Here is a 19,526-nt window from a genome sequence, read left to right on the forward strand (position 1 = left end):
TATCAATGAAACCATTAGTTGCAAGCATTTTACTCGGTATCAGTTTACTGGCCTCACCCACATGGGCGCAGGATTATACGGTTGAAACCTATCAAGAAATTTTTAAAGGCGACAATCAATTTAAGCAAAAACAAGCTATCGAAGCCCTGACGCTTGCCGGATTATCCGATCCCGCCATTTACGATGTGTTAGAGGCCAAACTTATCGCATCGCTGCCACAAGCCACCGAGAAAAATGCTATCGACTACAGTGCATGGTTAGTCAAAGGTTTAGCTTATTCAGGGAACGATAAATACAGCGGCACCATCAACAATATTATCAATGGCGACTACCATAAGAAGCTGAAAAAATACGCCACCCAAGCACTTGAAAATCTTGACCAATACAAGAAATGGAACGCAATTTTAGCGGATAAGAGCCAATATGTGGCCGAACAAAGTGCTAAAAACAATGCTTTTGCCAATGCTTTTAAAAGCGATGATTTAGAACTAATGCGCCTCGCCGCCAAACGCATGATGGATGATCAAAATTACGATGACTTTTTGCTAGAGCGCCTGAGCGTTGAGCTTAAAAATCCACGCCTTATGCGCAACGACAAGTTAGCCATCGACACCTACGCCAATATGGCCAAGGCCCTCGCCGCATCGGGTAATACCCAATACCGTGAAGTAATTGAAAACATTGCCAACAATAACCCAAACAAAAAGCTGAAAAGCTACGCCGAGAGCTATTTGAAGAAGTACTACTAATCCACTTTAGATGAGCAAAAGCGTTAACAACAAGCCGAGAATCATCTCGGCTTGTTGATCTCATTGTGTAAGCAGATCATGGTACTGACTCGACGACACGGTGAATATAAAACTAGGATTTCAAAGCTTATAAACGAGAGCCATGGATGGTGAACTGACCGTTAAACACGGATGTTGTTCCCGAGGATGCAGGGGCGGTCGCCTCGCCAATCACCATCCAATTCTGCCCGTCCTATTTTGCCAATGATGCAACTATTTCTGTGCAGTTATTGATTTAACTAAAGGGTCTGAATTAAATGATATCCTATACTCATTTCCCCCTTTAGCATTGTTTGTAACCATTAAATAGTTTACATAACCAGACTTATTCATTGGACTATTATTACTAACGCTAAACTCATTGTAGAAATGAGTAAAATCATCTGGCTCTGAAAATATAAAATATCCAAAACAAATTTTATTATCACATGACACACGGTACTCATTTAGAATAGAACTATATTTTGACTTATTTAAAAACTCACTAATACTGTTCTCAAAAACTATTGTTTCAAACGACTTGTCTGGCATTGTCGAGAAAGCATCTATAATTTCGTAAAAGTTAGCTGAAGCCAAAATTGAATTTAGCTTAGTACTATCAACAACATTGTCATCACTAACTATCCCTGTATCATAACCTCCATTAAGCTCCATTTTATGCTCAGTCAAAGAGTGCAAGGAACTATCACTTGCTCGTGGCTCTTTTATATTTGTTGACACATCAAAATTAACATTAGCAGAGTTAGAATCATCGACCAAAACGATATGGCTATCTTTCATAAAGGATGTATCGTTAACACTAGCTTCATTATTATTTTCAAAAAAAATACAATGTAATAAAAATTAAAACGAGTAGAACAAATAAAAAGAAAACGCTCTTCCTTAACATAACAATCCCTGTAGTTTTAGTAAAAATTAAAACGCTTAATATAAGACAATAACATAATATGTTTTTGCCTTGCCTTCAAACAAAAGTAAGCACAGGCTTTCTTGCTCGCCTCTCGATAAAACAAAGGGATGAAGCATCATCCTTTAAGCAAAACTCTTGGCCTACCCTTTGCTTAGTTACCGCAGCGTTTTAACCCTAAAAACAACCAAGCACGTTAACGCTATGATGGATAAGTGACAACACAGGGAATTTTAATCTTGAGAGCAACAATGAAAATAATACTAGATGATCTAAAAGGGCCTGAAATTGCAGCACTTTTAACGGAGCACCTTGAAGATATGCGGGCAACCTCGCCACCAGAAAGTGTGCACGCATTAGACTTGGATGGCCTGCGCCAACCCAATATTCGCTTTTGGACACTGTGGGATGGCCGTAATCTGGCGGGCTGCGGTGCACTAAAATGGTTAGATGCTGAACATGCAGAGATCAAATCGATGCGAACCGCAGCAACTTACAAACAACAAGGCGTGGCATCCCAGATTCTGCAGCACTTGATCAATGACGCCAAAGCCGCTGGCGTGCAACGCCTCAGTTTAGAAACCGGCTCGATGGCCTTTTTCCTGCCCGCACGTTCTCTCTACGCTAAGTTTGGCTTCGAGCTGTGTGGCCCCTTTGCTGATTACACGCTCGACCCCAATAGCCTGTTTATGACCAAAAAGCTCTAGGCCTCTTCACACATCAATCCACTAAGGTAGCAAACCTCAGTCTAGACCTAGCCACAGCTAAGCTTTTGCCTGTTTAGTTGTAGTTAAGGCGCGATGCTTGTGCCAGTAATGCATTAAAAATCCGAGTAATAATCCCCAGAAGGCACTGCCAATCCCCAATACACTCACACCCGATGCGGTGACGAGAAACGTAATCACCGCCACCTCTCGCTCGTCGTTATCCGCGAGCGCTGCGGTCAGACTGTTACCTATGGTGCCAAGCAGGGCTAATCCTGCAATCGCGAGCACCAATTCCTTCGGAAATGCAGCGAAGAGCCCCACCACAGTTGCGCCGAGTAGGCCTGTTATCAAATAAAAGACTCCGCCCCACACCGCCGCCCAATAACGAGTTGCGGGGTTAGGGTCCGCCTCTTTACCCATGCAAATGGCCGCCGTAATGGCCGAGAGATTAAAAGCAAAGCCGCCAAAGGGGGCAAACAATACGCCCATCAGCCCCGTCACGGTAATTAATGGCGAGATAGGCGGGCGATAACCATGGCCGTGGAGCGCAGCCACCCCAGGCATATTTTGTGAGGCCATAGTCACCACAAATAAGGGCAGCGCCACGCCCACTACGCTGGTGACAGAAAACGCAGGCGCTATCCATACAGGGGCGGCGAATTGCAGCTCAAGCTTATCGAGTTGCAGTAGATCCAATTGATAACTCATCCCTATTCCCGCTACGAGGGTGAGTAACATAATGTAGCGCGGTGCCCAGGGCTTAAGCACAACAAACACTAATAACATCAATAGGATTAAACTCAGTTGAGTCTGCATGGCTTGAAACAGCCCTAAACCAAACTGCAGTAAAACCCCTGCTAACATGGCCGAAGCGACTGACTGTGGCATGATACGAATAAGCTTATCCATCCAGCCTGCCAAGCCGCAGAGGGTGATCAACAAAGAGCTAATCAGGAAGGCACCGACGGCTTCGTGGATACTCAATCCCGCCAGGCTGGTGACCATCAACGCCGCCCCGGGGGTCGACCATGCCGTCAGCACCGGATTTTTATAGTAGAGAGACAGGCCAATACTGGTGAGCCCCATGCCGACACCCAAAGCCCACAGCCATGAACTCATTTGTGCCGATGTCGCACCCACGGCATCCGCCGCCTGCAGGATAATCACCGCAGAACTACTGTAGCCCACCAGCACGGCAATAAAGCCCGCCGATATTTTTGATAGTCCCAAAGCCTCGCGCCACATCATCCCTACTCCTAATCCTACCTTTGCCTCGAGCATAGCACCATTGCCTGTGCGCTATAACGCACAAGATGGACAAGATAGCACCTGTGCGTTATAACGTACAAATAATTTTTTAAGCATCAGACCACAATGCAGACCATCAACAGCTATCTTGCCGCGACCCTAAAACAAATGCGCAGCCAAAAGGGTTGGAGTTTAGATAAAGCGGCACTCGAGACAGGCGTAAGCAAGGCCATGATAGGCCAGATTGAGCGCGGCGAATCTAGCCCCACCATTGCCACCCTGTGGAAAATCGCTAGCGGTTTTAATACCTCACTCTCAACTTTTCTAGAGCCGACACCCGAGAGCCAAGGCGCGGTCTTTCGTAACGCCGATGCATTACGCCAAAAGCCTGCAACCGACGGCATGTTAGTGGCATCGCTATTTCCCTTTGAGCCACGCTTTGGTTTTGAGATGTTTGAACTCACCCTATTACCGCACTATGAGCGTCTCTCCGAGCCCCATGAGGCGGGCGTGACCGAGCATGTGATCGTGCTCAGCGGCACCATGGAGGTATTAGTCGATGGCCAGTGGCAGCCATTACAGCAGGGTGAAGCCGTGCGCTTTGCCGCCGATAAACCCCACGGTTACCGCAATTTAAGCGATCAACCCGTGGTGTTTCATGATCTTATCCATTACCACAGGGAAACGCCTGCCACCGAGTAACGCCGACAAGCCAAGCACCCAACAGATTGCCGCTTGCGCTCACCAATTCATTAGAATAAACTTATTGAAAATTTTCTAATCATAGAGGCAAAGCTATGTTTCAATCTTTACTGGCTAAATTATCTGGTAGCAGCAACGGTGAAAAATGTTGGCAATTGATTGATCAAGGTGCGCGCGTTATCGATGTGCGCTCACCGGAGGAGTTTGCCTCAGGTCATTTGCCTCAGGCCATCAACGTGCCGCTGCCAACACTCGACCAATGGTTGCATCAGGTTGACAATAAACAGCATCCGTTTGTGCTTTACTGCGGCGCAGGTATCCGTGCCCAAAAGGGTTGCGATATTTTAAGGGCCAATGGTTTTGAATGTGTGATCAACGGTGGTTCGCTAGAAGATTTAGTCTGCTGCCAGCCAAGCTAAAACCTAAGCAAAGCAACCATGCGTGAGGAGGTGCAGATGACAACAAAGTGCCCGCGCCCAACTAGCGGCGAACAACCGCCGCAGCCCAAAGTGGTTCGCGAAACCCGCTACAGCGTGAGCCGTAACCGTGGCCAAGCAAGCACTAAGGTGCGCTATATCGAAACCAGCGCTATCTCCCTTGGCTGCAAACTATGCGAATAATTGTGTTCTGCGCAAACAAAAATGCCAGCATTTACGCTGGCATTTTTTATTATCTTTACGATTAAACCGCTAACTTATCGATACTGGCTTTAGCTTCGCTGATACCTTTTTGGTTGGCTTCTGGGCCCATGTTCAGCGCTTCAGCATATACCACTTCCACATCAGTGATACCGATAAAGCCGAGGAAGGTTTTTAAGAAAGGCACAATGTGATCGGTTGGGCCATCTTTATGGGCGCCACCACGGGTGGTGATCAACACGGCGCGTTTGCCTTCTACTAAGCCTTTAGGACCGTTTTCGGTATAAGTGAAAGTCACACCAGCACGGGCCACAAAATCAATCCAGTTTTTCAGTTGGGTTGGAATGTTGAAGTTGTACATCGGCGCGGTGATCACGATAGTGTCGTTCGCTTTTAACTCTTCAACTAAGGCGTTCGACAGGTCGAGCATCTCTTGCTGACGCGCAGTTAACTCAGCGCCGCCACGTAGGCCAGAGGCGATTTCGCCATCAACCATTGGCAACACATCTTTACCCGCTAAATCGCGAACTGTGATGGTCGCGCCTTGGTCTTCCCATTTACCGATCAGGTGGTCAACTAACAAGGCAGATTGTGAATAACCGCCAAGAATACTGGATTTTAACACTAGGACTTTAGACATAATCTGCTCCGAAAATTGAAATTCTTGAGAGTCTTTCAGCTTGCTCTCGACTCTATGGGCTTAGTTTATTAGCCCATAAAAAAGAAAAAAAGCGGATAAAATTTGAGATTACTTTCTAAAAAATAGAATGGTTGAATTAAGGGCTAGCAAAGCTAGCCCTTCATTTATGGAGATGCATCACTCGAACTATTGAGCAAAATAATAGTTGTATTCACTGATTAGCTGGGAAAGCTCAGGCGAGTTTTGAATATCAACCATAAACTTATCAGTCGTGGTCATCGCCCATGCCAAACTCTCTTTATCTAGGCTATACATTCCCTCATTGGAGTACATGTTGTGAGCCTTGGTAAAATTTTCACGGTAACTGACGCTGGCAATCACCTCATTGTGAACCCTAAACTCATAGGTCAGCACCAAATCATTATTGGTCACCATAGGTAACAGCCCTAGGGAGCCACCCGCTAAAATCGCCGAGGTTAGCCCAGCGGCTTCTCCCCCTGCAGTAGGTTCCATTTTATAGGTCACAATCAGTTTTAATGGATTGCCGATATTCTCTTTATCCATTTTTTCAAATAATGGGATGTCCTTGAGTTTGTTATAAAAGTCAGTTGAATCAATGGTACTAATAAAAAATACTGGTGGAAGTACCGTGGTTTGTGCTTTAACAAACGGGCTAATGAGCAACAAAGCCAGCATCAAAATACGAAGCATAAATAGCATTGGAAACATCCTTATTGATAGCAATTTAGTTGAACAACAGCACCAAGTGCCGCCGCATTTGCCGTTCGAATATCGCCCTTCATATTGGGTTCAACCGACTGATAACTAATGCGGTGCTTATCTAAAAAGCGGGCAGCATATTTTGCATCGAGGGCAAAGTTAACATTCTGCGGCAATGCACCCGATTCACGTAGACTCGTCACATTTAAAGTACTGACGGTAATACCTAATAGCTCCCCACCGTCAGAGACAACTGGGCCACCACTTGAGCCGGGCTGGATCGGTGCCGAAAACTGGAATTGCCCCACCGCCCCCTTTAATGCCTCGCGTGAGCTGATATTTCCGCGCGTTAAATTGGGAGAGGCCGCCAATAATCCCTGCAAGGGATAGCCAACATTGGTAATCGCCTCGCCCAAGAAAATCTCTGTACCTTTACGCAATGGTAAGTATTGCTCCACTGGCGTCCCCGTACTCACGACCGCTAAATCCAATAAGGTCGAGCTAGCCTCTACGGCCGCATCAAAGGATTTACCGCCAACATTCACCTGTGTCACCATGCAATTTTTGAGTACATGGGCCGCAGTGACAATTTGCCCCTGAGGATTAATATAAAAACCTGTTCCTGTACTGACTGGCTTTTGCATATTTGCCAGCAAATTCGCCGAGACATCCTTCATTGCATACTGCGCTGGGTAGGAACTGGCCGAAGGCGTCAACGTGTTTAGCACATCGACAATCACTAATTGAGTCGCACGCAATGCGGCGTTATAAAGGCCTAAACCATCCCCTAAATAACCAATATCTGCCTTAAAGGATTTTTGCCCTTCGCGAATGGGCTTATCGGAGCCATTAAATACCCGATAGCTCATGATCATTTCTGCTTTACCCGACTCAAATTTCCACTCAGGATCGATATCGATCAGCAATCCATACTGACTCGCTTGCGTGCGGTCTAATAACTTAGCATTTGAAAAATAAGCACCAAAACCATCCTTCACGCCATCACTGAGTGATTTTCCTGGATCGACCCAAATATTCCATTTCTCTAAATAAAAACGGTTATTTAACTGCGAATGGGGCAAATAATAAGCAACACTCACATCCACAGGGAGCGTAATAGCTTTATTTAGCACCACACCCTTTGGTAATTTATTGGCATTTAACTTGGTATTGGCGCAACCACTGAGATGAAAACAAAATAGAGCAATAAGCACACAGGAGAGAAATCGCATCGGTTATCCTTAATATCAATGCAAATAGCGCCATACAGCATAAACGTGATAACCGTACGGACCATGGCGTATGCAACTTAAGTTGCATTAAGCCAAAGATTCTATTGCAAGTTAAAGGCAACATCAACGATGAAAATTTACAAAAATCAAATAGTCGCAACTATTTTTTAACGCTTGGAAGACTAATATATAGGCCAGAAAACTCCGCGCAGAGCAGATCTTCACAGTAAAGTTTTACCACAAGTCGAACTTTGGCTTTTCGCCCCGCAGATAAGCCCGCTAAACTGGCATCCTGCCATACCACGCGTGCAATAGGTTGATTGCGAATGGGCGCTAAGTAACGGATATGGGCATCTGCTAACACTATGTCGCCATCCACATTGAGGAGTTGCTGTTGCAGCCATACCATGCCCCAACCTGTGAGGGTCATAAGGGTATAAATGCTGCCCGCAAACATGGTGTGATGCAGATTAATATTCGGCGCGAGTGGCGCACTCACGCTCAATTCACCATCAGAAAATGACAGCGGCGCTATCTGCATAAACTCACTCACAGGTATCGTGCGGTGCCAGGTCTGGCGTAATTGGTTTAATAATTCGTCCATGTGCATGTCCTTACTGCCGTTGGCACACTGTCCTGTAGGTTAAACCTGTAAATGGAAGGTCACTGGGCCATCGTTGACCAGTTCAACCTTCATATCAGCAGCAAATTGCCCTGTTTCGGTGGTCACGCCCTTGGCGCGGCAAAAGGCGACAAACTCTTCATACAGGCCAAGCGCTTGTTCTGGTGTGCCCGCACCCGAAAAGCTCGGCCTTAGCCCACGCTCAGTATCAGCGGCCAAGGTAAATTGGGATACCACTAAAAGCGAGCCTCCCGCTTGAGTCAAATTGAGGTTCATTTTGCCGTTTTCGTCAGAAAACACTCGATAACTCATCACTTTAGTAGCTAGCTTTTCCATCTTCTCGCGGTTATCTTCCCGCTCAACCCCAAGTAAAACTAACAAGCCCTTATCAATTGCACCTATGGTTTGATTATCTACAACCACACTGGCGCGGCTGACTCTTTGAATTAAAGCGATCACAACTTTTCCTTTAAATTAAGACTTTACAACAGGCATCAAAGGAATTGGGCGCAGATACTGCTCAATTCCCTCCGGCAAGGACTTAGCGATTTCTGCCAAGCCGCCATCGGTCCACAGCATAAAACGGCGAAGCTCCTCGATTTCGACCTTATCGGCAAAGGTCACAGTGCCTTGGATTTGGATCACTGCGCCCTGCTCACGCAGCACGAATTTAGCAAAATTGAGCTTGGCATTCAGCTCACCAATCACCGCAGGCAGTTCGGGGCTGGCCTGCAACTGTGGATGCACCGCATAAAAACGGTTCATCAGAATACGGTCAATCCCCGCAGCATTTATACTGGGTTCGAGCATAAAATCATTATTGCCAAATTGCACCGCAACCTTATCCGCCCCGACTTTAGTGGCTAAATAGTTGGCATTGATGAAAGCCTGATACAAAGCATCAGCAGCAACCTCATTGGTCATTCCAGCCAATTGCACCACTTTAGGCGCCACAGGGGCGCGAGCCTCAGTCGACTCGACAGCTAAAGATGACGATTGAGGTTCTGGGGTTGAGGATGAGGTGGCCGCGCAGGCCGTTAATCCTAAAATGGCGGCAATAATCATAGCTAATTTCATGCAAACTCCTGTCGCTTTATCCAAGACCACATGGCTTGAATTTCGAGTGTGACGGCAAGTGAGAGTATTTCACTATTCAGCGAATGCCCGCCATCAACAATAGTGTGGATTTGTATCCTGGGGTTATCGATTTTTGCCCCAAATGCGGCTAATAAGCGTGCCGGACAGACGGCATCCTGCGTGCCTTGTAATAGCAGGGTACGCGCAGAGACTTGAGATGTCACCCGTTGTAATACACTGAACATATTGAAGTAATCATTTTGCGCATAGTGCAGCTCAATTTGAGCTAAGGCGAATAGCGGCGGCGCAAGCCGCTTAGGTAGGCCTGTTGGTACGCCCGCTAGGGTTAATTCCCATTGGATCCAACGGCGGGCAGATTCGTGGCGAGTTGCTTCATCTTGGGCGTTAAATCCTAGCTGATAATGCGTAAATAAATCCGCCAATCCAATAGAAGACGCGGCAAATTCACGGTAAGCCTGTGGATATAACTGCGCTGCGCCCGAGGGCGCATAGAGCCATTCAATCCCTTCTTTTGATGGAAGAAACAGCGCCCATAATACTTGAGCTATTACCCGCTGCGGAAATAACCCACTGTAAATTAAGGCTAAGGTGGCGCCAAATGAGCCACCCGCTAAGCACCAACGCGCTATGCCTAAGTGAATGCGAATCGCCTCAATATCGCTGATGAGTCCATTTAAATGATTGTGTTCCAACTCGCCAGCAGGCAGCGATTGCCCCGCACCTCGTTGATCTAGCAGTAAAATCCAATAGTGCTCTAGGTTAAATAAACTGAGCTCACTCACACTAGTGCCTGCGCCAGGACCACCATGCAGATAAAGCAGCGGGATACCCTGCGGATTACCATATTGAGCAAGGTGCAACTGCTGCCCATTGCCCATCATCAGCCAATCACGGCGGATAAAAGGGGCAAGCGGATGGGCATCAGTGATCATAGGCTGGATAAGGCTCGCTGAATGTCTTGGTGAATGATAACTTAGCTACGGCTTATCCAGTGTAGTCGATGAAGGCGCGTTTGCAGCGAGTTCACCAGTCACCTCAAGCACTTGGCTTGCTTGGGCAGATGTGGTTTCGGGCTCCGCGGCGGGTATATCCTGCACCGCTAAAGGCTGACCCTCGAGGTTAGTTTCATTGATATCGCTGCTGGACTCATAGTCCAAATACTCGGGCATAGCCGCGGTAATTTCGGCGCCCAGCAACACGATCATCCAAGATAAATAGACCCAAACAAACAGGATTGGAATGGTCGCCAACGCGCCGTAAATAGCTTCGTAGCTCGGGAATTTAGTCACATAAAAGGCAAAGCCTTTTTTCCCCAACTCGAATAGCAGCGCCGCCACCACAGCGCCCAACAGCGCGTGCCAAAACTTCACCTTTTGATTCGGCACCACCATATACAAGAGTAAAAATGCTGCCACCGAAAATAACAGTGGCAAACGCTCGATAAACAGCGGCATCACGCCAGATAAAGCATCACCCTCAAACAGTTTTAGCGACACGACGTAGGAGGTCGCCACTAAGCTCGCGCCCACCAGCACAGGGCCTAAGGTAATCACCATCCAATACATGGAAAAGGCCACAACCACAGAACGTTTTTCCTTAGTGCGCCAAATATTATTCAGTGACTTATCAATGGCGGAGATCAGCATAATCGCCACCACCACTAAGGCCGCAATCCCTACCGCTGTGCCTTTAGAGGCATTCCCCACAAATTCATTGATATAGACTTGTACCGTATCGCCCGCTGCGGGTAAAAAATTCTCGTAAACGAAGGCTTCAATTTGGCCGCGGATCCCCTTAAACACAGGAAACGCCGACAGCATAGACATAGTCACCGCCACCATAGGAACGAGCGATAATAGGGTGACATAGGCCAAGTGGCCCGCACGAATATTGATTTGATCTTCTACTAGGCGCTGGCGTAAATGAAGCAGGAAGTGCCAAATCCCAAGGAGTAAGACTCGAATTTGTGCCAGATCTATCTTCTTAGTCACGGGTTTCTCTTGATTCTGTTGGTATAGACTCGTTATCTTCGTACAATAAACACTTAATTTACAAGTCTAAGGAGTGAATTGATGTCACAACAAGGATCCACTGGCAATGTTATCGCCGCAATCGCTAGTCTGTTTTTCCCCGGCCTAGGCCAACTGCTACAAGGGCGAATTTTGGCTGCATTGCTATTCTTCGTAGTCACTGTAGTCGGCTACGCCCTTTGGTGGTTAATTGTGCCCGCGGTAATTGGTGCTATCTTTCACCTCTGGAGCATTATCGATGCGGCGCGTTTTAAAGCCGACTAACTTCATCTGACTCAGTGACGGAATACCCAATGAAAAGATTGATCACCTCTAGTCTGATAGCGGCAACGCTATTGCTGACCGGCTGCCAGAGTGCCTATTACGGTGCCATGGAAAAAGTGGGCTACCACAAGCGCGACATTATGGTCGACAGAGTGAAAGCCGCGAAAGAATCCCAAGAGGATGCGCAAAAAGAGTTCAGCTCAGCACTCGAGGAGATGCAAGCCCTACTCAACCACAATGGTGGCAACCTCGAAAAAGCCTATAACAAGGCTAAAGATGAATACGAGTCAGCCCAAAGTGCCGCCGATGATGTAAGTAATCGCATCAACAAAGTCGAAGATGTTGCCGAGGCGCTATTCGATGAGTGGCAAACGGAAATTGGTGAGATCAGCAAAGCGAGCCTACGCCGCAACAGTGAAACTAAGCTCAAGGAAACCCGCCGTTCCTACGAGCAGTTGATTAAAACCATGCGCCGCGCCGAATCTAAAATGCCGCCCATTCTCACCGCCATGAAAGACAATATGCTGTATTTAAAGCATAACTTAAATGCTCAGGCGATAGGCGCGATTAAAGGTGAATTTGCCAGCTTACAAACAGATATCTCAGGCTTAATCAAAGAGATGAATAAATCTATCAATGAGTCTACTCGATTTATCGAGGCCCTTGAGAACTCAAAAGGGTAAGGCATTTAGCTTGCTCAAACTGGCTGTTAATTCCGTCAAACCAATCTGAATTAACAGCTTAGCACTGATGCTCTAACCCTCTAAACACCTCGGCAAGCTGCGATGGCGGTTTGCTGTTGATTTTATCCTCCCTGCATTCCCAGTTTCGTTTGTGCAAGGCTAAGATTTTTAGCTTTGTGAGCGATGGCGCGCTTTAGTGTGATGATTCAATCAATATTGGATCTAACGCACAAATTCACTTTAGGCTCATAAACTTATCTACAAAAGATTGCTCAGATTGAATACGTGTATTCTATTTGCAGTATTAACATGACCTTTATTGAATCCCTTACCCTAATGTTGGCCCTAATGTATATCGCCTCCCTAAGCTATTGGAGCGGTAAAAAATGGGGAGCAGTAACCACCTTACTCCTGAGTGTTGGCGCCGTGGCGATTAGCCTCTACTGGCCCTTGGCGCTCGCCCTAATCATTGCCTTGCCCCTTGCACTTATTGCCCATAAGTTTGCTCCGGTGGAGTATAAGGCCGAGATAAAAATCAACGCCCTGCGTGAAGGTTGCCAACACCTGCTCGCACTCTCACTGTTTTTAGTCGCCATCCAATACTGCATTAATGCTATCCAACTCAAACAAGGGGTCACGCCTTGGTTAATGCGCCCTGATGTTGTCGATGCCTTTTTGCCCATCGCCGGTGGGATTGAGCTAAAAGCTATTTTGACGCTCAACCTGTGGGACCAAACCCATCCCGCCGCCGCAGTGATGCTCGCCGCAGTGCTACTCACTGGCCTACTCTGTAAACGCGCCTTTTGTGGCTGGGCCTGCCCCTTAGGATTAGCGGGGGAATATCTCTACGCCTTGCGCAAACGTTTTATCAAAGCAGAACTCGCGCCACCCGCATGGCTAGACTGGCCGCTTAGAATGCTTAAGTATCTATTACTGCTGGCGCTTTTTTACATCGTCATAGGCATGCCAAGCGAGTCGATCCCCTATTATCTGCAAGGCAATTACCACAAAATTGCCGATCTTAAGATGGCGCTGTTTTTTGTTACTCCAGGGCTTGTCACCTTGGCCTGCTTTGGTTTAATTCTCATCTTAGCAGCATGGCGTCGCCAAGGTTTTTGCCGTTATTTATGTCCCTATGGTGCCATGCTCGGACTATTAAGTTTTGCCAGCCCACTTAAAATCCGCCGCGATACTCAGCATTGCCTGATCGAAGCCAAGGGCATGAAGTGCGACAAATGTACCCGCGCCTGCCCAGCCAACATCATAGTGCATACCAAAACCACGGTTCGCAGCGACGAATGCCAAGCCTGTATGCGCTGTGTGGCGGCCTGCCCTAAATCGGCGGCACTCGGTTTTGGCCTTAAATCGGGTCACAGAGTTAGCCATAAAGGATTGTTAGTCTTGTTATTATTGGCGCTCTTCCTCCTGCCACTCGGCGCTTATTTAGCGGGATTCTGGCATAGCCAAACACCGGACGCTATCCGCATGGAACTTATCCAAGTGATTGACCGAGTGGGTCATTAACTCTCTGATTTGTTGATAAGAGACATAAAAAAGGTGCAGTCTAAGCTGCACCTTTTATGGTCACGATAAGCTTGAGTGCCAGTGACTAAGCCAAATCGAACCTGTCGGCATTCATTACCTTAGTCCAAGCGGCCACAAAGTCATGCACAAACTTCTCTTTGGCATCATCCTGCGCATACACCTCGGCATAGGAGCGCAAAATCGAGTTAGAGCCAAACACCAGATCGACACGGGTAGCGGTCCACTTCACTGCGCCAGTTTTACGCTCGACTATCTCATACAAATTAGTACCCGCAGGCTTCCAGTGGTAGGCCATATCGGTAAGATTCAGAAAGAAATCATTAGTTAACACACCCACTTTGTCGGTAAACACGCCGTGGCGTGTACCGCCATAGTTAGTGCCCAACACCCGCATTCCCCCAACCAACACTGTCATCTCATGGGCGGTTAACCCCATAAGTTGAGTGCGATCGAGCATCATCTCCTCGGGCTGAACTATATAATCCTTTTTCTGCCAGTTACGATACGCATCGTGCAAAGGCTCAAGTACGGCAAAGGATTCCACATCGGTCATTTCCTGCGTGGCATCACCACGGCCAGGCATGAAAGGTACTGTGATATTGACTCCCGCAGCGTGGGCGGCCTTTTCAATCGCTGCAGCGCCACCGAGGACAATCAAGTCGGCAATACTGACCTTTTTGCTTAAGCTTGCCTGCAACGCGCTCAACACCTGCAATACTTTTTGCAAACGCTCGGGTTCGTTGGCCTGCCAATCTTTTTGTGGCGCTAAACGGATCCGTGCGCCATTGGCGCCACCGCGGAAATCCGAGCCTCGGAAGGTGCGCGCGCTGTCCCACGCGGTTGCGACCAATTCGGAAACACTGAGTCCGGAGGCTAATAATTTCGCCTTCAGGTCGACAATCTCACTGGCATCCAAACGATAATCAACGGTTGGGATGGGGTCTTGCCAAAGCAAATCCTCATTCGGCACTTCTGGCCCTAAATAACGGCTCTTAGGCCCCAGATCGCGGTGAGTTAACTTAAACCAAGCACGGGCAAATACCTCGGAGAAATAGGCGGGGTCTTGATAAAACTTCTCGGAGATTTTGCGATACTCGGGGTCCATTTTCATCGCCATATCCGCATCGGTCATGATGGGGTTAAACTTGCGATTCGGATCGCCTACAGAGACGACTTTATCTTCCTCTTTAATATTAATGGGTTCCCACTGTGAGGCGCCTGCGGGGCTTTTTTTCAATTCCCAATCGTAATTTAACAGTAGGTGAAAATAACCGTTATCCCATTGAGTGGGATGAGTCGTCCAAGCGCCTTCGAGACCACTAGTCACGGTATTCGCGCCAGTGCCTGGGCCTTTTTTGTTGAGCCAGCCTAACCCTTGCGCCTCAAGATCTTCGCCCTCGGGTTCAGGGCCAAGATCCTGTGCCTTACCATTGCCATGGCATTTGCCCACCGTATGACCACCGGCGGTTAAGGCCACGGTTTCTTCATCATTCATCGCCATCCGTGCAAAAGTGACACGCACGTCTTGAGCGGTGCGCAGTGGATCGGGTTTACCATCAACCCCTTCAGGATTCACATAAATCAGCCCCATCATTACGGCGGCTAAGGGATTTTCAAGGTCACGCGCGCCCGAATAACGGCTGTTAGGATTATCACTTGGCGCGAGCCATTGTTTTTCAGAGCCCCAATAAATGTCCTTCTCTGGGTGCCAAATATCCTCTCGACCGCCGGCAAATCCAAAGGTTTTTAAGCCCATAGACTCGTAGGCCACATTACCCGCGAGGATCATCAAATCTGCCCATGAGAGTTTGTTGCCGTATTTTTTCTTAATCGGCCAGAGTAAACGGCGGGCTTTATCAAGGTTGGCGTTATCGGGCCAGCTATTGAGTGGGGCAAAGCGTTGATTACCCGTCCCCGCACCGCCACGGCCATCGGCAATGCGATAGGTTCCCGCAGAGTGCCATGCCATGCGAATCATCAAGCCGCCATAATGCCCCCAATCGGCTGGCCACCAATCTTGGCTATCGGTCATAAGGGAATGTAAGTCCTGCTTCACGGCAGCGAGATCAAGGGTCTTAAAGGCTTCACGGTAATTAAAGTTGGGATCCATGGGATCCGTCTTCTTATCATGCTGATGCAAAATATCGAGATTAAGTGCCTTAGGCCACCAATCCATATTGTTGCTGGCAACGGCTGAATTTGCCCCATGCATCACGGGGCATTTACCTTGAGAGTGTTGAGTCTTGTCCATGGAATATTCCTTTACTGATGGCTAACGAAGGGAATGACCCTACAAGGCGTCATTAGGCTAATCTGGTTTGGACGTCTTCTAAAACGTTTATCGTTTGCATTAATCCCTTCTGCACGGTTCCAAAATGACGATTAATGCACCATTCGGTCTATATACTAAACAAGCAAAATGACAACATTTCAAACTTCTGCCACTAAAGCTAGGTAACTGTAACAAGAACAGCAAACCCTAGCTCAAAAAGCGGGCACAGATCACACTATTGGTGGTTTTTACATCACTATCTTGATTTTAATCAGAACGGAAGATGGTTTTATCACTAATACTCATCTCAAATAAGAACAATAAAACGCTTATATTCTTACTTGAGGTGAATCTATGCGACAGAGACGCTTGCAACTTATGCAGTCACTTTTTGATGAATATATTGAGATGTACGCTGCACGGGATGACAAACTCACAGCCCGCTTTAGCGATACTTTTAGCGGTTATGCAGGTAGCAGCGATATTCTTGTCACCAGTAAAGATGAATGGGTAAAAATAACCCGTCAGGACTTCGCCCAAGTCCCCGAACGGATCCATATTGAAGTGTTAGATCTTTCACTACAGGATCTTGCCGAAGATATTATTGTTATTACAGCGTTTTTCCATATACACCTCCCTATTCCAGACTCGATACTCAGCCAAGAAACCGCAAGGTTAGTGCTGATTTTTCGCCAAGAAAGCAACGATTGGAAAATCGTCCATAGTGGAATATCCATTCCCTATGGTTTAGCAAAACAAGGCGAAATTTACCCGATGACGAGTTTAGAAGAACGCAATCGAGAGCTAGAGTCCATTATACAAGCGCGAACCTATGAACTTGCCGAAGCGAACAACAGACTCGAAAAACTCAGCAATACCGATGGGTTAACCAATATTGGCAACCGTAGATTGTTTGATCAAATGCTGCAAAAGGAATGGAGTCGTGGGCAACGCAACAACACGCCACTCTCGCTTATCATGCTCGATATTGACCACTTTAAATTATTTAATGATTTTTATGGCCATCTCGCAGGAGATGACTGTCTAAAGATGCTGGCGAACAGCTTATCTCAATCAGGTCGTCGGGCAGGTGAATTGGTTGCACGCTATGGCGGCGAAGAATTTGTTATTTTACTCCCCAATACGGATCACCAAAGCGCACTCGACACCGCCAAGCATGTACATCAACTTATCCAATCGCTTGCTATACCCCATATTAAAACAGACATAGGAATTGTCACGGTCAGCGTGGGGGTCGCGTGTTTACTCCCCTCAGATAAACATAATGCCTTAGAATTAGTCCACCAAGCAGATACTGCCCTTTACTTGGCGAAGTCCGCAGGTCGTAACTGCATACGCTCAGTACATGAACCTGAAATATAGCCATTAAAAAGCCCCGCTAAGTTGCCTTAGCAGGGCTTTATTCACTGTATGGCAGTCACTTTACGTGCCCACCACAACCACCATTAGCCGCGGCTAGCGCGCTTACGGTCGTTTTCAGTTAAGTGTTTCTTACGAACACGGATGCTCTTAGGTGTTACTTCAACTAATTCGTCATCATCAATAAACTCAAGCGCTTGCTCAAGAGTTAAGGTGATTGGCGTAGTCAGTACTTGAGCTTCGTCAGTACCAGAAGCACGCATGTTAGTTAGCTGCTTACCTTTCAAGCAGTTTACGGTCAGATCGTTAGAGCGAGCGTGAATACCCACTACTTGACCTTCATAAACTTCAGCCGCATGGCCGATAAAGAGACGACCACGGTCCTGTAAACCAAACAGTGCGAAGGTCAATGCTTTACCAGTCGCGTTAGAGATCAATACGCCGTTAGCGCGTTGACCAATGTCGCCACCTTTATGTGGACCGTAGTGATCGAATGAGTGGTAAATCAAACCAGTACCTGACGTTGCTGTTAAGAACTCAGTTTGGAAACCGATTAAGCCACGGCTTGGGATAACAAAGTCAACGCGCACGCGACCTTTACCGTCAAGCTGCATGTCTTTCATTTCAGCTTTACGGATACCCAGCTTCTCAATCACTGTCCCTTGATGTTCTTCTTCAACGTCAACGGTCAGGGTTTCAAAGGGTTCACACAGTTCACCATCGATGGTTTTTAAGATAACCTCTGGGCGAGAAACTGCTAATTCGTAACCTTCACGACGCATGTTTTCGATCAGGATAGATAAGTGTAATTCACCACGGCCAGATACCGCGAAACGGTCTGGGCTGTCGGTTTCTTCAACACGCAGTGCCACGTTGTGCACTAATTCCTGTTGCAGACGCTCAAGAATGTTACGTGAAGTCACGTACTTACCTTCTTTACCCGCAAAAGGTGAAGTGTTAACTTGGAAAGTCATAGTCAGCGTTGGCTCGTCAACAGATAAAGGCGGCATCGCCTCTACATTGCCAGCAGCGCACACTGTGTCCGAAATTTTAAGCTCACCCAAACCGGTGATCGCCACGATATCGCCCGCGTTTGCTACATCAACTTCGGTACGCTCTAAGCCCATGTAACCTAATACTTGGCCCATTTTACCGTTGCGTACTTTACCGTCGGCACCGATCACGCTCACCTGTTGGTTAGTCTTGATGCTACCACGGTTAATGCGACCCACACCGATAACACCCACGTAAGAGTTGTAATCGAGCTGAGAAATTTGCATCTGGAATGGACCATCCGCATCAGCATCAGGTGATGACACTTTTTCAACGATAGTCTGGAACAGTGGCGTCATATCTTCGCTGACAACATCTGGATCTAAGGTTGCAAAACCGTTTAATGCAGAAGCATAAACGATTGGAAAATCTAATTGTTCGTCAGTTGCACCTAAGTTATCGAACAGGTCGAATACTTGGTCGATAACCCAATCAGGGCGAGCACCTGGACGGTCAATCTTGTTGATAACAACGATTGGCTTTAAGCCTTGGGCAAACGCTTTTTTGGTTACGAAGCGAGTTTGTGGCATTGGACCATCAACGGCATCAACCAGCAACAATACTGAGTCAACCATAGACAGAACACGCTCAACCTCACCACCGAAGTCGGCGTGGCCAGGGGTATCAACGATGTTGATACGATAATCGTTCCACTTGATGGCAGTATTCTTTGCCAGAATCGTGATTCCACGCTCCTTCTCAAGATCGTTGGAGTCCATCACCCGCTCAGTAGCTTCTCCCCGGGTTGCAAGGGTTCCTGATTGCGACAGCAACTTGTCTACCAGGGTCGTTTTGCCATGGTCAACGTGTGCAATAATGGCGATGTTACGTAAATTCTCTAGCACGGATAAACCTCTTACCATCAAACAAAATTAGGGATATTACAATATTCGTTACAGCAATCTACGTTGAGTCGCCATAAAAAAGCGTGACATTCTACTCCAGAGCGGCCATATCGCACAGGATTATTTTTGAACACTTATAAAACTATTTTTTA

The 19,526-nt window shown here is 47.2% G+C and carries 21 protein-coding genes; 9 read left to right on the top strand and 12 right to left on the bottom strand.

The annotated features are described in order from the left end of the window. The first annotated feature begins 5 nt into the window (after nt 1–5). Nucleotides 6–749: a hypothetical protein gene (locus tag HG547_RS14975; RefSeq protein WP_169548261.1), complete on the top strand. Its 744-nt coding sequence runs from the start codon at nt 6–8 to the stop codon at nt 747–749. A 252-nt stretch (nt 750–1,001) separates the two neighbouring features. Here the strand turns inward: HG547_RS14975 and HG547_RS14980 are convergent, their stop codons facing one another. Further along, on the bottom strand, nt 1,002–1,568 hold the full coding sequence (locus HG547_RS14980) for a hypothetical protein (RefSeq protein ID WP_169548262.1): 567 nt from the start codon (nt 1,566–1,568) through the stop codon (nt 1,002–1,004). Between the two features lie 378 nt (nt 1,569–1,946). On the opposite strand from HG547_RS14980, the gene HG547_RS14985 reads away from it, so the two are divergent. After that, on the top strand, nt 1,947–2,402 hold the full coding sequence (locus tag HG547_RS14985) for a GNAT family N-acetyltransferase (RefSeq protein WP_169548263.1): 456 nt from the start codon (nt 1,947–1,949) through the stop codon (nt 2,400–2,402). 57 nt (nt 2,403–2,459) lie between these two features. Here the strand turns inward: HG547_RS14985 and HG547_RS14990 are convergent, their stop codons facing one another. Beyond that, nucleotides 2,460–3,647, bottom strand: coding sequence for a benzoate/H(+) symporter BenE family transporter (locus HG547_RS14990; protein ID WP_169548327.1), 1,188 nt, complete (start codon nt 3,645–3,647; stop codon nt 2,460–2,462). A 129-nt stretch (nt 3,648–3,776) separates the two neighbouring features. Here HG547_RS14990 and HG547_RS14995 point away from each other — a divergent pair, with 129 nt between their 5' ends. From HG547_RS14995 to HG547_RS15005, 3 genes are all read left to right on the top strand, one after another. Beyond that, entirely contained in the window at nt 3,777–4,352 is a 576-nt protein-coding gene (locus HG547_RS14995) for an XRE family transcriptional regulator (protein WP_169548264.1), read from the top strand. Between the two features lie 95 nt (nt 4,353–4,447). Continuing rightward, nucleotides 4,448–4,771, top strand: a complete 324-nt coding sequence (locus tag HG547_RS15000; protein WP_169548265.1) for a rhodanese-like domain-containing protein — start codon at nt 4,448–4,450, stop codon at nt 4,769–4,771. Between the two features lie 36 nt (nt 4,772–4,807). After that, complete coding sequence (locus tag HG547_RS15005) at nt 4,808–4,972, top strand: hypothetical protein (RefSeq protein ID WP_218678225.1); 165 nt, start codon at nt 4,808–4,810, stop codon at nt 4,970–4,972. A gap of 61 nt (nt 4,973–5,033) precedes the next feature. On the opposite strand, the gene azoR is transcribed toward HG547_RS15005, so the two are convergent. The 8 genes from azoR to HG547_RS15045 form a co-directional block, all read right to left on the bottom strand. Then, nucleotides 5,034–5,630, bottom strand: coding sequence for an FMN-dependent NADH-azoreductase (azoR, locus tag HG547_RS15010; RefSeq protein ID WP_037423238.1), 597 nt, complete (start codon nt 5,628–5,630; stop codon nt 5,034–5,036). Between the two features lie 186 nt (nt 5,631–5,816). Further along, the gene (locus tag HG547_RS15015; RefSeq protein ID WP_169548266.1) at nt 5,817–6,350 is read right to left on the bottom strand and encodes a hypothetical protein; all 534 of its coding nucleotides are present in this window, start codon (nt 6,348–6,350) and stop codon (nt 5,817–5,819) included. Between the two features lie 11 nt (nt 6,351–6,361). Next, a complete protein-coding gene (locus HG547_RS15020; protein ID WP_037423230.1) occupies nt 6,362–7,582 on the bottom strand; it encodes a serine protease in 1,221 nt (406 codons plus the stop codon). A 160-nt stretch (nt 7,583–7,742) separates the two neighbouring features. Further along, nucleotides 7,743–8,186: a thioesterase domain-containing protein gene (locus HG547_RS15025; RefSeq protein WP_169548267.1), complete on the bottom strand. Its 444-nt coding sequence runs from the start codon at nt 8,184–8,186 to the stop codon at nt 7,743–7,745. A gap of 39 nt (nt 8,187–8,225) precedes the next feature. Beyond that, entirely contained in the window at nt 8,226–8,663 is a 438-nt protein-coding gene (gene dtd, locus HG547_RS15030) for a D-aminoacyl-tRNA deacylase (protein ID WP_037423224.1), read from the bottom strand. 15 nt (nt 8,664–8,678) lie between these two features. Continuing rightward, nucleotides 8,679–9,281 carry a hypothetical protein gene (locus HG547_RS15035; protein ID WP_144376057.1) on the bottom strand — a complete coding sequence of 201 codons (603 nt, stop codon included), beginning with the start codon at nt 9,279–9,281 and terminating at the stop codon, nt 8,679–8,681. Beyond that, nucleotides 9,278–10,234 carry an alpha/beta fold hydrolase gene (locus HG547_RS15040; RefSeq protein WP_211164671.1) on the bottom strand — a complete coding sequence of 319 codons (957 nt, stop codon included), beginning with the start codon at nt 10,232–10,234 and terminating at the stop codon, nt 9,278–9,280. Before HG547_RS15040 ends, HG547_RS15035 begins: the two co-directional genes overlap by 4 nt. Nucleotides 10,235–10,279: 45 nt before the next feature. After that, nucleotides 10,280–11,293 carry a virulence factor BrkB family protein gene (locus tag HG547_RS15045; protein ID WP_169548268.1) on the bottom strand — a complete coding sequence of 338 codons (1,014 nt, stop codon included), beginning with the start codon at nt 11,291–11,293 and terminating at the stop codon, nt 10,280–10,282. 81 nt (nt 11,294–11,374) lie between these two features. Between HG547_RS15045 and HG547_RS15050 the strand changes: the two genes are divergently transcribed. From HG547_RS15050 to HG547_RS15060, 3 genes are all read left to right on the top strand, one after another. Beyond that, entirely contained in the window at nt 11,375–11,596 is a 222-nt protein-coding gene (locus HG547_RS15050; RefSeq protein ID WP_037423215.1) for a hypothetical protein, read from the top strand. A gap of 29 nt (nt 11,597–11,625) precedes the next feature. Further along, nucleotides 11,626–12,279 carry a DUF2959 domain-containing protein gene (locus HG547_RS15055; protein ID WP_037423213.1) on the top strand — a complete coding sequence of 218 codons (654 nt, stop codon included), beginning with the start codon at nt 11,626–11,628 and terminating at the stop codon, nt 12,277–12,279. Between the two features lie 309 nt (nt 12,280–12,588). Then, on the top strand, nt 12,589–13,803 hold the full coding sequence (locus HG547_RS15060) for a 4Fe-4S binding protein (protein ID WP_169548269.1): 1,215 nt from the start codon (nt 12,589–12,591) through the stop codon (nt 13,801–13,803). 85 nt (nt 13,804–13,888) lie between these two features. Here the strand turns inward: HG547_RS15060 and katG are convergent, their stop codons facing one another. Continuing rightward, nucleotides 13,889–16,075, bottom strand: a complete 2,187-nt coding sequence (gene katG, locus HG547_RS15065; RefSeq protein ID WP_169548270.1) for a catalase/peroxidase HPI — start codon at nt 16,073–16,075, stop codon at nt 13,889–13,891. 375 nt (nt 16,076–16,450) lie between these two features. On the opposite strand from katG, the gene HG547_RS15070 reads away from it, so the two are divergent. After that, the gene (locus HG547_RS15070; protein ID WP_037423204.1) at nt 16,451–17,479 is read left to right on the top strand and encodes a diguanylate cyclase; all 1,029 of its coding nucleotides are present in this window, start codon (nt 16,451–16,453) and stop codon (nt 17,477–17,479) included. A gap of 83 nt (nt 17,480–17,562) precedes the next feature. Here the strand turns inward: HG547_RS15070 and typA are convergent, their stop codons facing one another. Next, the gene (gene typA / locus HG547_RS15075; protein ID WP_011074056.1) at nt 17,563–19,374 is read right to left on the bottom strand and encodes a translational GTPase TypA; all 1,812 of its coding nucleotides are present in this window, start codon (nt 19,372–19,374) and stop codon (nt 17,563–17,565) included. Nucleotides 19,375–19,526: the final 152 nt, after the last annotated feature.

The organism is Shewanella sp. DNRA4, from assembly GCF_012843185.1.
In the GTDB taxonomy this organism is placed as follows: domain Bacteria; phylum Pseudomonadota; class Gammaproteobacteria; order Enterobacterales; family Shewanellaceae; genus Shewanella; species Shewanella xiamenensis.

Bases quoted from the DNA above. Each gene is read 5' to 3' on its own strand.
- HG547_RS14975 (WP_169548261.1), top strand. From the start codon at position 6: ATGAAACCATTAGTTGCAAGCATTTTACTCGGTATCAGTTTACTGGCC.
- HG547_RS14980 (WP_169548262.1), bottom strand. From the start codon at position 1,568: ATGAAAGATAGCCATATCGTTTTGGTCGATGATTCTAACTCTGCTAAT.
- HG547_RS14985 (WP_169548263.1), top strand. From the start codon at position 1,947: ATGAAAATAATACTAGATGATCTAAAAGGGCCTGAAATTGCAGCACTT.
- HG547_RS14990 (WP_169548327.1), bottom strand. From the start codon at position 3,647: ATGTGGCGCGAGGCTTTGGGACTATCAAAAATATCGGCGGGCTTTATT.
- HG547_RS14995 (WP_169548264.1), top strand. From the start codon at position 3,777: ATGCAGACCATCAACAGCTATCTTGCCGCGACCCTAAAACAAATGCGC.
- HG547_RS15000 (WP_169548265.1), top strand. From the start codon at position 4,448: ATGTTTCAATCTTTACTGGCTAAATTATCTGGTAGCAGCAACGGTGAA.
- HG547_RS15005 (WP_218678225.1), top strand. From the start codon at position 4,808: ATGACAACAAAGTGCCCGCGCCCAACTAGCGGCGAACAACCGCCGCAG.
- azoR (WP_037423238.1), bottom strand. From the start codon at position 5,630: ATGTCTAAAGTCCTAGTGTTAAAATCCAGTATTCTTGGCGGTTATTCA.
- HG547_RS15015 (WP_169548266.1), bottom strand. From the start codon at position 6,350: ATGCTATTTATGCTTCGTATTTTGATGCTGGCTTTGTTGCTCATTAGC.
- HG547_RS15020 (WP_037423230.1), bottom strand. From the start codon at position 7,582: ATGCGATTTCTCTCCTGTGTGCTTATTGCTCTATTTTGTTTTCATCTC.
- HG547_RS15025 (WP_169548267.1), bottom strand. From the start codon at position 8,186: ATGGACGAATTATTAAACCAATTACGCCAGACCTGGCACCGCACGATA.
- HG547_RS15035 (WP_144376057.1), bottom strand. From the start codon at position 9,281: ATGAAATTAGCTATGATTATTGCCGCCATTTTAGGATTAACGGCCTGC.
- HG547_RS15040 (WP_211164671.1), bottom strand. From the start codon at position 10,234: ATGATCACTGATGCCCATCCGCTTGCCCCTTTTATCCGCCGTGATTGG.
- HG547_RS15050 (WP_037423215.1), top strand. From the start codon at position 11,375: ATGTCACAACAAGGATCCACTGGCAATGTTATCGCCGCAATCGCTAGT.
- HG547_RS15055 (WP_037423213.1), top strand. From the start codon at position 11,626: ATGAAAAGATTGATCACCTCTAGTCTGATAGCGGCAACGCTATTGCTG.
- HG547_RS15060 (WP_169548269.1), top strand. From the start codon at position 12,589: ATGACCTTTATTGAATCCCTTACCCTAATGTTGGCCCTAATGTATATC.
- katG (WP_169548270.1), bottom strand. From the start codon at position 16,075: ATGGACAAGACTCAACACTCTCAAGGTAAATGCCCCGTGATGCATGGG.
- HG547_RS15070 (WP_037423204.1), top strand. From the start codon at position 16,451: ATGCGACAGAGACGCTTGCAACTTATGCAGTCACTTTTTGATGAATAT.